The following is a 15717-nucleotide window of genomic DNA, read 5'->3' on the forward strand; positions in this document are numbered from 1 at the left end:
ACCGCAAAGTTCGCTAAGTTTTTTTCACGCAGATTTAGCAGATTTTTTATTTTATCTGCTTGATATGCTAAATCTGCGTGAAACTTTATTTTACAACCTCAACCCAAAATCCTTTTGTTCTCGCTAAGAAAGTATTATCATACATTGCCTCGCATTGCAATCCAGGCAAATAATAATTCCCAAGATAAGATGCATTCAGCAAAATCCTAAAGACTTTTGTTTCGCCAGCTTTCATTCCAAAATAGAAATTAGTTCTATCGTCTCGAATATCAATATAATCGGCTATATTATTTGTTGCGTCTCCATAATCAGTAAAACGAGTATTTACGATTTCGAATCCTGAAGGCAGAATTTGTGATAAGGCAACATTTTCTACATGTTCATTTCTTTGATTTCGAATGGTAACCTCTGCAATAAACTCTGTTCCTTGGCTGATTTTTGAAACATTAATTACGCTTCCTTTTCTGTTTTTGAAAACAATATTTGCAGCAACATCGCTCTGAATTGCATTTTCTTGTCCGATTGGTAATATTCCAGTATTTAAAACTCGAACATAAATAGTATTGTTTTTAATGTTTTTTAGAATGACACTGTTTGTACCTGTCTGAACCACTAAATTTCTGTCAGCAATTGTTTTTTGTGTGTTTATTGTTTCACCTTTTCCGTTTTTGCTAAACTGAATATTAACTCCTTTTGGACCATTGCTTACTGCAAATTTTGACATTGCGTACAAACAATAAGCAGTTGTCTGTGTACTCATCCATTGATTGTTAGACATTTGTTTGGCTAATTTTGAAGCCATATCAAAAGCTTTTTGCTTTTGTCCTAAAAGCAGCATCGTCTCTAAAGCCATCGCCCTGTTTCTTTCGCTCGAACCATAATAGTAATAATTATAAGTACTTGATTCATCTTCTATTTTACTGTGTAAAAACAGGTTCAATCCAGCAGATTTTTGTCCTGCCAAAACGTACGAAGCAGCTAAACGAAGCATACTTTCATTCGAAATTCCTTTTGTTTCACGTAATCTGTTCATAGAAGACAAATCGGCATTTCCGGCTAAGGCCAAAGTATATAATCGATAAGCCTGAGCCAAATCATTTCCATATTTTGGTTCGAAACGCCATTGTTTTGCTTCTTTTTGCTGATACGAAATCCATTTTGATTTGAAGTTAATTGGCAAAACATATCCTTTCTTCTCTGCTTCAATCAAGAAATGTCCCGCATATGAAGTTCCCCAATCATCAGCAGTCGTATTTCCTTGCCAATAAGCCACTCCTCCGTTTGACAGCTGAAAACTTCCTAATCTGGTAATTCCTGCCGTAATATTTTTTTGAATAAGTGCTTTTCGAGTTGCATCCAAATCAACAACATCATTCAAATACAACTGTGGAAAAACTGAAGAAGTCGTTTGCTCTACACAGCCATGTGGATATTGAATAAGATATTGCAATCTTCCATTTAAATTGATTGTTGGCATTGAAGAAACTTCTAATCTTGCTTTATTGCTTCCCACAACTCCAAAGGTTTTCCATGAAATGGTCTTGGTACTGTTTGGAGACAAAATCACATCGGTAAAAGTATTTGTTACCGGATTCGGGTTCGTCATGTCGATCTCAACATCATAAACCGATTTCTCTTTTCCAGAAGTGGCAATTACCTGCACCTTCGCAATTCCGGTTTGAGAACCAACAACTAAATTAAAATAAGCCATTTTTTCATCCGGTTCTGTAAAAGTCAAACTTTGAGTTGCGCTTCCCATTACTTTCAATCCATTGCTTGTTTTTATCTGAATCGAAACATTTTTAATATTTTTCTCTGTTGCAAAAATGGTAACCGGAATTGTTACTTTCTCAGAAGGCGAAATTTTTCTTGGCAACGAAGCCAAAACCATCAAAGGACTTTTTACTTGAGTTGCTTTTTCGACACTTCCGTAAGCACTAGTATTAGCATCACCGGCAACTACCATAGTTCGAACTGAACCAATATATTTCGGCAATTTTAATTGATGTGATTTAGTTTGTCCTTTTTCTAACTTAAACGGACCATAATACAATACAACAGGTTTAAAACGGTTTGCTTTTTTAGCTTTTCCTCCGCCTAAATCTTGATCTCCACCAATACTGAAAATCTGATTTATTTTTCCGCCATAGGCGCCAATTACATCATCATAAATATCCCAAGTTTTTACTCCTAAAGCTTCACGAACATAGAAACTATCCCAGGCATTTGGTGTTTTAAAACGAGTTAAATCAAGCAGACCTTCGTCTACAACTGCAATTGTATACGTCATTTCTTTACCTGTTTTCTCACCTACTTTTACAGTAAATGTCTGCTCTGGTTTTAAAACATCAGGCATTGAAAGTGTGGGTGCTAAAATGGTATTTTTATCAACAACTTCTATCGGAACAATTCCGTACATACGAATAGGCGAATCATTTTTAGTCGACGCATGTGGCTGTAAAAGCGTAATATTAAAATACACATTTGGTGCCATTGCAGCAGTGATCGGAACTTCAACTTTTGTTTCTCCTTTTTCAGTTTTAGCCCAAATAGTCTGTACTACTTTTGATCCGTTCTCAATTGAAATTAAAGCGCGACCGCCTTCGCTTGACGGAAAAGATATTTGTGCTTTCTCGCCTACAGCGTAGTTTTTCTTATCAGTAGAAAACACTAACATATTTGCTGTAGATGAATCTCTGTTTCGCGTTTTTCCAGACCAAATTGGCCAGTCAATGTTTACGGTCAAAGCAGTTGCATGCCCATCAGCATTGTCTGAAGCACGAATCAAATAACGTCCCCATTCTTCATCGGTCAATGAAAACTGAACACTTCCTCTTCCGCTAGAATCTGTATTGATAACAAATGTTTTATAGGAAGTTGTCGCATTCGAAGAATTATAATTTGATAAATTATCGCTAGAAGCATCCCACCACCAGCGCCATTCTACTTTATAAACTTTTACTTCCAGATTTCTAACCGCTTTTGGTCTTCCGTTTTCATCAAGCGTCACAATATCAAAACGATTGTTGGTTCTGGTTTCCAGCATTCCGTATTTATTTGGTTCAGGTGATTTTATTCCAACATAGGTTTTATATGGAGAATACGTAGTCGAAATAACATCTGTACTAAAATCTCCACCTTCTTCATATACTTTTGTAATGAATGAAGCGCGAAGCATTCCTGGTGCCTGACCTTGTAATTTTGGTTCGATATTTACTGAAGCTTTTCCATTTTCATTTAATTTTCCAGAGAAAACATTAATTTCTTCTGTGCTGAATTGACGTACTAAATCATCAAAAGTAAACTTCTCATAACCTTTAAAAGTGGTCGCCTGCTGCGAAAACTTAGCTTGCATTTCTACATTCAAATTTTTAGCAATAGCGCCGTGAAGCCAAGTCACTTCCAAATTACTTTTGTTTGGATACGCAGATGAAAGTGTTTTTCTGGAGAAATTATTCTTTATTTTTAAACGATTTGGCTTAATGGTTTCAATTTTAATGCTTTTATAAAATTTCGCACCTCCAACACTGACCATGGCTTCCCAATTTCCTGTGGGTGCATCTGCACTTGTTGGAACTGTAAATGCGTAATGATTTAATTCATTGGTTTTTTGAATGGTTTGATAAACGGTTTTCCCATTCGGATCATTCAATCTAAACTTAATTGGATGTGATTTTGGCAATTTATTCGAAGCATCATTTAAAATGAAAGACAAATACAAGTTATCTCCCGGACGCCAAACACCACGTTCTCCATAGATAAAGCCTTTTAAGCCCTTTTGCAACGTTTCGCCGGCCACATCAAAATTACTCACAGACAATGAAAGTCCGTCGTCTAATTTTACGTAAGTCGATTGATTTCCTAAAGATACAATAGCAAAATAAGCGAATTTATCGAGCTGGAAAGAAGCAATTCCTTCGCTGCTGGTTGCGCTTGTCGCTAATTTTTGCTGTTGATAATTGTACAAATCAACCCTTGCATTGGAAACCGGCTCAGTTGTTACAATATTATTTACAGCAAATAAATATGATTTGTTTTCTCCTCTTTTGGCAATAACACCCAAATCTGTCGCTAGAATATTAGTTGCAATTCTGGCATTATAATAATACGAACTTGAGCAAGGATCTTGACTTTCTCGCCATTCGTAATCATCATAATAATAGTCGTCATAGGAGTTTCCGCTGTAGTTTACATCATTTTCATCGACTTCTTCTTCCTCTTCATCACTTTGGTCTTCTTCAGAAGTTTCGCATTTATATAGAGAGTATTTCTTTTTATACACAAATTCTACTCTATAAATCGCTCCTGGTTCTGGCGTAATTATTTTAGATAAATCTAAAGCAAATGTGTTCCATTTATTCGGATTTATAAGTTTGTTTTCGCTTAAATTCAATGTAGTTTTCGCTACTGGCTGTGCTACTTTCTTGAGATTTTGACTGCCGTTCAGCTCATTATACTGAAGGAATTGAAGAATATTATTCTTGTAGATTTTGTATACTTTTACATCGACTGCACTTAAATTTACAGCTTCAAAATTCAATTTTAAATTATTGGAACTTGGCAAAATAGTTCCGTTTTTAATAAAGCGCACACTTGGTTTTATTTGGTCAAACGAAATCTTCTGAGTGAAATTCGCTTCCATTTTTTTACCGTATTGGCTTTCAATTCCCTGAAAAACTTCAACTAATAAATCTCCCGCTAAAATTTGTTCAGATGCTGCTTCTGGCTCTTCATCTTGAACTACTTCTACAGCCTCATCAACCACAGCAGATGCACTATCTACAACAACCGATGCAGAATCTGCCAATGAAACCGCACTTTCTTCAACTACAACAGGAGCAGAAACTGCTGTTTGAGCAGGCGTTTTTTCATTACTAAAATATACTTTAAGTAAATTTCCCTGTGTTGAGAATTTCAAATTATTTGCGTTTTGAATCGAAACCAAACCTTTAAAATCCTGGCCTTTTTCTAAAGGTTCAGAAAAATTAATTGTCAGTGATTGATTGCTTCCGTCTGGGACCTCAACTTTTACGATTTTAAATTCGTTTATATTGGTGATCGGAACATCGATTTGACCTTTCTGATCAATATCAAAATCACTTCCATCATATAAAATTTCAAGATTTGTGGCTTCAGAATAACGCTGAATACTGTCAATTATAAAATTGAATTCTTTTGCGGAACCCGATTTTGCATCAAATTTAATTTTAAGATTATTTCCCTTTTGTTTTGCTTCTATTAACTTTTTAGCTGTCTCAAGATCAATAAAGTCAGCCGTTTTTAAAACACAGTTTAAATATTGATATTCTTTGCTGTACGATTGAATATCAGCCGTATTTATAGTAAAATCCTGTTTGATTGTTTTTACCGTAAAATTAAATTTAGAAAGCGTTGCCTCTTTGTCTTTTGGGAGCGTAATAAGCTTGTCTAAATTTAAGGTTACCTGATATTCAGTTCCGGGATCCAACTTTTTTTCTGGAATAAAGGCAATTGTATTAGTAGAAAGTGCGACCACTTTTCCGTCGACGCTTGGAGAAATATCAAATAAATCGCTGTCTAAAACTTGATTGGCTTTCCATTCTTTTTTATCGAAAGCCAGAACCACTCGAATATCAGATTCGGAAGAAACTATTCCCCCGGTAAAACTGACTATATACTCTTTAAATAATGAAAAATCGGAATTGAAATCGGCTGCTGATTTTCTGCCGCAAGATTGAAAAATAAAAAACACACAAAATACGAGAACTAATCCTTTTGCTTTCACTTTTATTTAGAGTTAATGGTTACAAATTATAGAAAATGACAGAACGTTTTAACATTTGATAGTTAAAGAGCATAACTATCCAAAGGCTAAATATATTGTAGTAAATGTAGAATATTTTTTAAAACATTTTAAGAGGAAAATTCAGTGTAATGAATTATTTTTTTCGTACTTAAAAATGATGATTATTTACGTCTTTCTATAAAAAATCGTTTCATTAAATCAGCAGCTTCATTGGCCATAACGCCAGAAACAACAGTAGTTTTGGGATGAAGCTTTGTTCCCATAACGATAAAGCCGCGCTGTTCATCACGGGCGCCAAAAACAATTTTAGAAATCTGACTCCAATACAAAGCACCGGCGCACATTTGGCAAGGTTCGAGTGTAACATATAAAGTGCAATCCTTTAAATATTTTCCACCAAGAAAATTAGCGGCTGCAGTTATCGACTGCATTTCAGCATGTGCAGTAACATCATTTAGCAATTCAGTCAAATTATGACTTCTTGCAATGACTTTATCAGCCACAACAATTATGGCTCCAACAGGAATTTCGCCTTTTTCAAAAGCCATTTCAGCTTCCTGCAAAGCTTTTTTCATGAAGTATTCGTCGGTGAAAGGATTTATCATAATTGCAAAAATAAGGTTTTACTATTATTTTTTATTACATTTAAATCTTGATATTCAAAATGGAAAGAAAATTCAAAATAACGATTCCTGAGCCTTGCCATGAAAACTGGGACAAAATGACGCCAAACGAAAATGGCCGTTTTTGTTTGAGCTGCGCCAAAACAGTTATCGATTTTACCGAAATGTTACCGCAAGAAGTACAGCATTTTTTCATTCAAAATCAAAATAATAAAATTTGCGGCAGATTTAAAAAATCGCAATTGGATTCTATAATAATTCAGATTCCAAGTCAGGTTTTACATACTCAGACGCATTATCACAAAATGTTTTTGCTTGCTTTGTTTATTGCTATGGGAACTACTTTGTTTAGCTGTCAAGATAAAGATGGGAACAAAAATAGAATTGATAAAATCGAGATTGTTGATAATACAAATCAAGATCAAAACGAGACCAATAATTCATCATGTTATGGACATCAGATCGAATCTAAAAAAGTAGAGTCAAAAAAAACTCACGAAGAGACTATAGTTGGAGCATTACTTATTCCTAATTCTATTGAGCAAGGAACTTTTAAGTATGATATTATATATAACTCAAAAGATTTAGATGTTTTACCTGTTCCAGAAAATGGAATGAAAAAATTCTATGCTTATTTTTATAAAAATTATCCTGTTTCAACTAAAACAGATAAATTTCAAGGAAAAATAGTGTTTGTTGTAGAAAAAGATGGCAGTTTGAGTAATTTCAATATAGTTGAAAATACAGGCACAGGAAACGGAGAAGAAGCTATTAAAGTTTTAAAAACGGCTCCAAAGTGGATTCCGGGAAAACATAACAGTCATATTGTTAGATCATCTTATATTTTGCCAATTCCCTTTATTCAATAATGCATGGAAAGAAAATTCAAAATAACGATTCCTGAGCCTTGCCATGAAAACTGGGACAAAATGACGCCAAACGAAAACGGCCGTTTTTGTTTGAGCTGCGCCAAAACCGTTATCGATTTTACCGAAATGTTACCGCAAGAAGTACAGCATTTTTTCATTCAAAATCAAAATAATAAAATTTGCGGCAGATTTAAAAAATCGCAATTGGATTCTATAATAATTCAGATTCCAAGTCAGGTTTTACATACTCAGACTCATTATCACAAAATGTTTTTGCTTGCTTTGTTTATTGCTATGGGAACTACTTTGTTTAGCTGTCAAGATAAAGATGGGAACAAACAAAAAATCGACAAAATTGAAATAATCGAAGATTCTTCCTCTACAAAAACCATTCATAAAGAAATAATTACATCAAATAACGATACAGCTCCAAAAATAAAAGAGACAAAATTTAAAAACCACAAAAGCCATCATCTCCATAAAAAAGAAAAATTCTTGTCTTTAGCAAAAACAGAATCTGGAGACGCAATGTCTTACGCAGATCCTTATGAGGACAATGTAGTATATGGATTTGCAGGCATAGATGTCAGACCTGATTATCCCGGAGGAATAGAATTATTTTATGAAATTTTTAGAAATGAATTTAAAATTCCAAAAGATCTAAAGAAATCAACCGGAATAATTAAAATGTCTTTTGTAATTGAAAAAGACGGACGTATAGATGAAATTAAAATAATAGAAGACCTTGGTTTTGGAACTGGAGAAGAAGCCATTCGGGTTTTAAAGAAATTCGAAAAATGGACTCCGGGAGAAACTAGTGGAAGAAAAGTTAAAACCTATTACACTTTACCAATTACACTTGAACTGGATACTTTGAATCCGAAAAGAAGAAAAAGAAAATCTTCAAAAATTACCTCAATGCAAATTTTCAAAACAGGAGAAAGCAATGAACAAACAGAATTAAATTTAAAACCGTAAATTTGCTTTTTACCTAACAATGAAAAGCAATTTACTTTCAAACATATACAATCCCGCCGATTTACGCTTACTTTCTGAAGCGCAGCTGCCAGAAGTTGCTCAGGAATTACGCCAATTTATAATTGATGTTGTTTCTGTAAAAGAAGGCCATTTGGGAGCAAGTTTAGGCGTCATTGAATTGACAATTGCTTTGCATTATGTATTTAATACGCCCGACGATTTATTAGTTTGGGATGTTGGCCATCAGGCTTACGGACACAAAATTTTAACCGAAAGAAGAGAAAATTTCGACACCAACAGACAACTTCATGGTATTTCGGGTTTCCCAAAAAGAAGCGAAAGTGTTTATGATACTTTTGGCGTAGGCCATTCTTCTACTTCTATTTCTGCTGCGTTGGGAATGGCGATTGCGTCAAACTTAAAAGGCGATTTTGAGAAACAGCACATTGCCGTAATTGGTGATGCTTCTATTGCAAGCGGAATGGCATTTGAAGGCTTAAATCACGCCGGAGTGACCGATGCTAACTTATTGGTTATTTTGAATGACAATGCTATCGGAATTGATCCTAGCGTTGGTGCACTCAAAAAGTATCTTACTGCGGTAAAAGAAGGAAAAAATCCGAAGAAAAATAACATGATCAAATCTTTGAATTTTGATTATTCGGGTCCAATTGACGGGCATGATCTTCCAACTTTAATACAAGAACTAAATCGGTTAAAAAAGATAAAAGGTCCAAAATTTCTTCATATTGTAACCACAAAAGGAAAAGGCCTGCAGCAAGCTGAAGAAAATCAGGTAAAATATCATGCACCCGGAAAATTTGACGCTTCGACTGGAGAAATTCACTTAAAACATGAAGACAATTTGCCTCCAAAATATCAAGATGTTTTTGGTTTGACCATTTTAGATTTAGCTAAAAAGAACCAAAAAATCATCGGAATTACGCCTGCAATGCCATCAGGAAGCTCTTTAAAGTTTATGATGGATGAAATTCCAGAACGTGCTTTTGATGTTGGAATTGCAGAACAGCACGCTGTAACTCTTGCTGCCGGAATGGCCACACAAGGCATGATTGTATATTGTAATATTTATTCAACTTTTTTACAACGTGCTTACGATCAAGTCATTCATGATGTAGCTTTACAAAATTTACCTGTGATTTTTTGTTTAGATCGAGCCGGTTTGGTTGGCGAAGACGGAGCAACACATCATGGCGTTTTTGATATTGCTTATTTGCGCACGATTCCTAATATGATAATTTATGCGCCTATTAATGAAATTGCGCTTCAAAACATTTTATATACAGCTCAATTAGGTCTGAATAATCCTATTGCAATCCGATATCCACGCGGCCGAGGGGTTCTTCCGAATTGGGAAGTAGAAAATTTCGGACATTATGAGAAAATTAAATTTGGCCAAGCAAACTGCTTAAAAAAGGGAACAAAAATGGCAGTTTTATCTACTGGAACTATTGGAAATAATGTTATCGAAGCACTAAGCCAATGTTCAAATTCTGAACGCATTGCACATTACGACTTCCCATTCATTAAACCATTAGATATCAAATTATTACAGCATATTTTTTTAGATTTTGAAAACATAATTACAATAGAAGACGGGGCTAAAATTGGAGGTTTTGGAAGTGCTGTTTTAGAGTTTGCAGCAACAAATAATTTCAAAAATAATATTCAAAATTTGGGTGTTCCAGACGAATTTATTGAGCACGGAACGGTAGCGCAACTGCAACAATTGTGTAAAATTGACGTTAAAAGTTTAATAAATCTTTTTCAAACGGTCTAAAATAATTATTTTGCAGCACCAAAAAAAAATAAAATCAACCTAATGAAATTATTGCGTTCTACCCTTTTACTTCTGTTGCTTTTAAGTACTTCAAAAAACTTTGCCCAACTTATACAAACGACTTTAGATCCAAATCAACTACCAAAACTACCTTCCAATTGGACTAAAAAAAATCAATTAGGTTTTGACATTTCGGAAATTGCTTTTGTGAATTGGAGCGCCGGGGGAACAAGTTCTATTTCTGGGTTGTTTAAAGGTGAATTTGGAAGAACTTTCGTTAAAGGAAATCATAAATGGGTGAACGAACTTATAGTAAAATATGGTTTAAATAAACAAGACGGAACAGAACTTAGAAAAACAGATGACGCAATTTTGATGAACTCTACTTATGGTTTCAGAAAAGATTCTTTATCAAACTGGTATTATTCTGCTAAGTTTAATTTCAATACGCAATTTACAAACGGTTACAACTATCCTAACCGAGACATTGCGATCTCTAAACCTTTTGCACCAGCTTACATCTTTTTAGGAGCTGGAGCTGAGAACTCAGACAAAAAGAAAAACAGAACTTTTTACTTCTCTCCGATTACTTTAAAGACAACTTTGGTATTAGATCAATATCTTGCTAATCAAGGTTCTTTTGGTGTTAAAAAAGCAGTTTATATAACAGATCCTCTTGATCCTACTGCACAAATTTTAGTGGAAGAAGGACAAAAAGTAAAAGCTGAGTTTGGTATTTTGTTTACAGGATATATGAAAAGCGAGATTTACAAAAACATTTTCTATGAAAACCGCCTAAGTTTATATACCGATTATTTGAACAAATTTGGAAATGTCGATGTGGATTATGATACGCGTTTAGATCTTGTTGTTAATGCTTACGTTAAAGCAAATATTGGCGTGCATTTAGTTTATGATGACGACATTAAAACCAAAAAAGATGTCGTTGATCCTACAACGGGAACAACAAGTCAGGTTAACGACGGACCAAGAGCACAACTCCGTCAGGTTTTAGGTGTTGGCTTAGTTTACGCTTTTAAATAATAAATCTTATATTTATACAAAGAACCCCATAAAACTTACGCTTTATGGGGTTCTTTTTTATGATAAATTAATTTTAGTTCTTTTTATGCCCTTGAATCATTTCATATAATTCTAATGCATTCCCATCTGTCAAAAGCGAAACATAATGGCAGATATGAAGCAGACGCTCGTATAAATTGCCTTTGTCGAGATGATGCTTTTCTGGCAGCATTTTCAAGATTAGTTTATCGTAGTTTGATGCAGTTCCTTCGTATTTATTATTGAATGCTGTAATAAATTTATCCAGCAAAGTCTGAATGATTTGATAACCTACAATTTCTTTCTCGATGACTTCACGGCTTTGGTAGATTTTTTCGACACTTAGTTGAATAATATCATTCATCTGCGCTTTGTATTTGCTTTTATCGGTTAAAGCATACGGAAAATTACCCGCCAAGATTGCTTCTTCATTTTCAATAAAAACATCAACAGCATCGCTAATTAAAGCGCCAATTGCCAAAGCACGCAAATAACTGATTCGGTCTTCTTTGGTTTCCAGCAATTTATATTTGGCAACTCCAATGTTATCTTTTACCAATTTGATTAAATATTCTAAAGCATAATCTTCAGATACCAAACCAAGATTTATTCCGTCTTCAAAATCTATAATGGTGTAGCAAATGTCATCTGCCGCTTCTACTAAATACGCCAACGGATGTCTTTCAAAACCAATATCGCCATCTTCTTTGTTGGCAATCATTCCCATATCCTGGGCTACTTCTTCAAAAAACAATTTATCAGTCTGGAAGAAACCGTATTTTTTATCGGCAATATTGCTCGTTGGTTTTTTCGGAAGACTTTCTTTAGGATATTTCATAAAAGCACCCAAAGTGGCGTATGAAATTCTAAGCCCACCTTCAATTCCCGGACGACTCGCCGTTAGAACCGAAAAACCATTAGCATTTCCTTCAAAATCAATTAAATCCTGCCATTGTTTTGCGGTAAGTTTATCTTTGTATTTTAACCCGTTTCCGATAGAAAAATATTCCCCAATAGCTTTTTCACCCGAATGTCCAAAAGGTGGATTTCCGATATCGTGTGCCAATGACGCTGCTGCTACAATTGCTCCGAAATCATTCATATGATAGCCGTGAACTTCTTTTAAATAAGGATATTTTTCGATGATTTTTTTCCCAACCAAACGTCCTAACGATCTTCCCACAACCGAAACTTCTAAACTGTGTGTCAAACGCGTATGAACGAAATCTGTTTTAGAAAGGGGGATTACCTGTGTTTTATCCTGCAAAGATCTAAATGCAGCCGAGAAGATAATTCGGTCATAATCGACCTCAAAACCCAATCGTGTATCATCTTGTTCAATACGTAATCTTTTGCCTGTGTCGCCTTGCTTTTTTAGAGATAAAAGTTGTTCCCAGTTCATTTTTTAATTTTAGAATTTAGTCCCAAAGCCTCGGGATTGATTTTAGATTGATGATCTAAAAGTTCAAAAATACGTTTTATTTTAAGATTTTAAAGTCTTTAGAACTCTAAAGCCGTACTATGTTTAATTTCTCCCATTACAAAAATACTATTCGTGTTCCCGATGTTTTCAATAGTCGATAATTTATTCATCACAAAATCCTGATAACTAGCCATATCTTGTACCAAAATTTTAAGCATAAAATCGTAATCGCCAGCAATGTTATAGCATTCTATAATTTCTGGAAGTGCCACAATATCTTTTACAAAATTACTTCCCACATTTTTGGCATGTTCTTTTAAGCGTACATTACAAAAAACGGTCATACCGCGATTCATTTTTTTCTTGTCTAAAAGCGCTACATATTTAGTAATATATCCGTCTCTTTCCAGTCTTTTTATTCGTTCGTAAACTGGAGTAACCGTCAAGAATAGTTTACTCGCAAGATCTTTTGTGTTGATATTTGAGTTTTCCTGAAGGTGTTTGAGTATCAGTAAATCGGTTTTATCAAGGTTTTCCATAGTTTTTTTTACGGCTAAAGATTCATTAAAGACAATTTCACAGTAAAATAATCTTCAAAATATAAATTAAAAAATACATTTTACTTAAAATAAGCTCAAATTTAAGTATTAAAACCCAATGAAATACATTTGTACAGTAAAAAATACTGAATCAAAAAAATGAAAACAAATAATTTAGGTTATCCAAGAATCGGGAGCAACAGAGAGTTAAAAAAAGCCAGTGAATTATACTGGGCTGGAAAAATTTCTGCAGAGGAACTTATTGATGCGGGAAAAGAAATTCAAATTAGAAACTGGTATTTACAATCAGAAGCCGGAGTAGATTTAATTCCGTCTAACGATTTTTCTTTTTACGATCAGGTTTTGGATTTGACTTTGACAGTTGGCGCAATTCCACAGCGTTATCACGAACTGGCTAAAACAAATTCGTCACTTGACTTGTATTTTGCCATGGCAAGAGGCGCGCAAAAAGACGGACAAGATGTTGTAGCAATGGAAATGACAAAATGGTTCGATACCAACTATCATTACATTGTTCCTGAATTCACAAAAAACCAAAAATTTGAATTGTTTTCAGAAAAAATAATCAATGAATTTAAAGAAGCAAAAGACTTAGGAATTGCGACAAAACCCGTTTTAATTGGACCAATTTCGTATTTGCTTTTAGGAAAAGAAAAAGAAGACGGTTTTCACCGAATTGATCTTATCGATGCTTTACTTCCGGTTTATTTCGAAATATTTGAAAAATTACAAGCAGAAAATGTAGAGTATATTCAGTTTGACGAACCTTTCTTAGCTTTGAATTTAACAGATAAAGAAAGAAATACTTTCACAAAAGTGTACAACGAAATCCACAAACGTTTCCCGAATATTAAAATCATTTTAGCGAATTATTTTGACTGCTTCGGCGAAAATCTGGAAACAGCTTTAGCGCTTCCGGTTGATACTTTTCATTTAGATTTAGTTCGTTGTCCGCTTCAATTGGATGATATTTTAGAATCTGGGAAATTGGCTTCAAACGTAAATCTTTCTTTGGGAGTTGTCGACGGAAGAAATATCTGGAAAAACGATTTCAAAAAATCATTAGAATTAATTAAAAAAGCGACTGATGCTTTGGGCGAAAACAGAATTCTTGTTGCTCCGTCTTGTTCTTTAATTCACAGTCCGTGCGATTTGGATTTAGAAACAAACGATCAGACTTTAACTCCTGAAATCAAACAATGGTTAGCTTTCGCGAAGCAAAAAATCAACGAAATTGTACTTTTAAAACAATTCGCTTCAAACGAAGTTGACGTTAAAAATTCTGTTGATTATGAGCGAAATGTAATTGCAAATGACAATCGTAAAACTTCAAAATTAATTCACAATAATGAAGTTAAAGCACGTGTTGCAGGAATTACAACTTCAGACGACAAACGTAAAAGCAGTTTTGCAACAAGAAGAAAAAGCCAAATCGAAGCTTTAAATTTACCGTTATTCCCAACAACCACAATTGGATCTTTTCCTCAAACAGCTGAAGTGAGAAGCTGGAGAGCGAAATTTAAAAAAGGAGAATTAACAACGGAACAATACAACGATTTAATCGAAAAAGAAACCGAAGCTACCATTCGTTTTCAGGAAGAAACCGGAATCGATGTTTTGGTTCACGGAGAATTCGAGCGTAACGATATGGTGGAATATTTCGGAGAACAATTGGACGGATTTACGTTTACCAAAAATGGCTGGGTTCAAAGCTACGGAAGTCGTTGCGTGAAACCTCCGGTTATTTACGGCGACGTTTCCAGACCAAACCCAATGACGGTAAAATGGTCAAAATATGCGCAATCTTTAACTCCAAAATGGGTAAAAGGAATGCTTACAGGACCTGTAACAATTTTACAATGGTCGTTTGTTCGTAACGATCAGCCACGTTCTGAAACTTGTACGCAAATTGCTTTGGCCATTCGTGATGAAGTTGTAGACTTAGAAAAAGCCGGAATTAAAATCATTCAAATTGATGAGCCAGCCATTCGCGAAGGTTTGCCGTTGAGAAAAGAAGAATGGGCAAACTACTTAGACTGGGCTGTAAAAGCATTTAGAATTTCTGCATCTGGAGTTAACGACGATACGCAAATTCACACTCACATGTGCTATAGTGAGTTCAATGACATTATTCAAAACATCGCCGATATGGATGCCGATGTTATTACAATCGAATGTTCACGTTCGCAAATGGAACTTCTAGATGCTTTTGCTAACTTTAAATATCCAAACGAAATTGGACCTGGAGTTTACGATATTCACTCTCCGCGTGTGCCTTCGAGTACAGAAATGGTGAAATTACTAGAGAAAGCTTCTGCTGTAATTCCAATAGATCAGCTTTGGGTAAATCCTGATTGTGGTTTAAAAACACGCCATTGGGGCGAAACCAAAAAAGCTTTAATCGAAATGGTTGCGGCGGCTCAGGAAATGAGAGCAACAGTTGAAAACCCAGTTAGTTAATATTTTTTGTTTAGATATATTTTTGTTTTTTATGTCAGCGGGTGAAGTCGAAAATCTTGTAGTTATGATTTGTTTCGACTTTACTTATGCTGGCATTTATTCGTAAAGATACTCTTAAACAAAAAAAGCACTCCAATTGGAGTGCTTTTTAAGAAA

General features: G+C 34.6%; 9 protein-coding genes. 5 read left to right on the forward strand and 4 right to left on the reverse strand.

The window, feature by feature from the left end:
* Nucleotides 1-85: 85 nt before the first annotated feature.
* Both IR010_RS15590 and IR010_RS15595 read right to left on the reverse strand, forming a co-directional pair.
* A complete protein-coding gene (locus tag IR010_RS15590) occupies nucleotides 86-5764 on the reverse strand; it encodes an alpha-2-macroglobulin family protein (protein ID WP_194605145.1) in 5679 nt (1892 codons plus the stop codon).
* A 182-nt stretch (nucleotides 5765-5946) separates the two neighbouring features.
* Entirely contained in the window at nucleotides 5947-6390 is a 444-nt protein-coding gene (locus IR010_RS15595) for a nucleoside deaminase (protein ID WP_029271866.1), read from the reverse strand.
* Between the two features lie 59 nt (nucleotides 6391-6449).
* On the opposite strand from IR010_RS15595, the gene IR010_RS15600 reads away from it, so the two are divergent.
* The 4 genes from IR010_RS15600 to IR010_RS15615 are packed head-to-tail and all read left to right on the forward strand — an operon-like array spanning nucleotide 6450 to nucleotide 11100.
* Entirely contained in the window at nucleotides 6450-7277 is an 828-nt protein-coding gene (locus tag IR010_RS15600) for an energy transducer TonB (protein ID WP_194605148.1), read from the forward strand.
* A 3-nt stretch (nucleotides 7278-7280) separates the two neighbouring features.
* Nucleotides 7281-8255, forward strand: coding sequence for an energy transducer TonB (locus IR010_RS15605; RefSeq protein ID WP_194605151.1), 975 nt, complete (start codon nucleotides 7281-7283; stop codon nucleotides 8253-8255).
* A 19-nt stretch (nucleotides 8256-8274) separates the two neighbouring features.
* Nucleotides 8275-10056 carry a 1-deoxy-D-xylulose-5-phosphate synthase gene (locus IR010_RS15610; protein WP_194605154.1) on the forward strand — a complete coding sequence of 594 codons (1782 nt, stop codon included), beginning with the start codon at nucleotides 8275-8277 and terminating at the stop codon, nucleotides 10054-10056.
* Between the two features lie 42 nt (nucleotides 10057-10098).
* Nucleotides 10099-11100: a DUF3078 domain-containing protein gene (locus IR010_RS15615; RefSeq protein ID WP_029271862.1), complete on the forward strand. Its 1002-nt coding sequence runs from the start codon at nucleotides 10099-10101 to the stop codon at nucleotides 11098-11100.
* 73 nt (nucleotides 11101-11173) lie between these two features.
* Here IR010_RS15615 and IR010_RS15620 read toward each other — a convergent pair whose 3' ends face one another.
* Both IR010_RS15620 and IR010_RS15625 read right to left on the reverse strand, forming a co-directional pair.
* Nucleotides 11174-12520 carry a deoxyguanosinetriphosphate triphosphohydrolase gene (locus IR010_RS15620; protein ID WP_194605156.1) on the reverse strand — a complete coding sequence of 449 codons (1347 nt, stop codon included), beginning with the start codon at nucleotides 12518-12520 and terminating at the stop codon, nucleotides 11174-11176.
* Between the two features lie 98 nt (nucleotides 12521-12618).
* Nucleotides 12619-13080, reverse strand: a complete 462-nt coding sequence (locus IR010_RS15625; RefSeq protein WP_042566180.1) for an Lrp/AsnC family transcriptional regulator — start codon at nucleotides 13078-13080, stop codon at nucleotides 12619-12621.
* Nucleotides 13081-13239: 159 nt separating this feature from the next.
* Between IR010_RS15625 and metE the strand changes: the two genes are divergently transcribed.
* A complete protein-coding gene (metE, locus tag IR010_RS15630; protein ID WP_194605158.1) occupies nucleotides 13240-15561 on the forward strand; it encodes a 5-methyltetrahydropteroyltriglutamate--homocysteine S-methyltransferase in 2322 nt (773 codons plus the stop codon).
* Nucleotides 15562-15717: the final 156 nt, after the last annotated feature.

It is taken from the genome of Flavobacterium sp. MR2016-29, from assembly GCF_015350695.1.
GTDB lineage: Bacteria > Bacteroidota > Bacteroidia > Flavobacteriales > Flavobacteriaceae > Flavobacterium.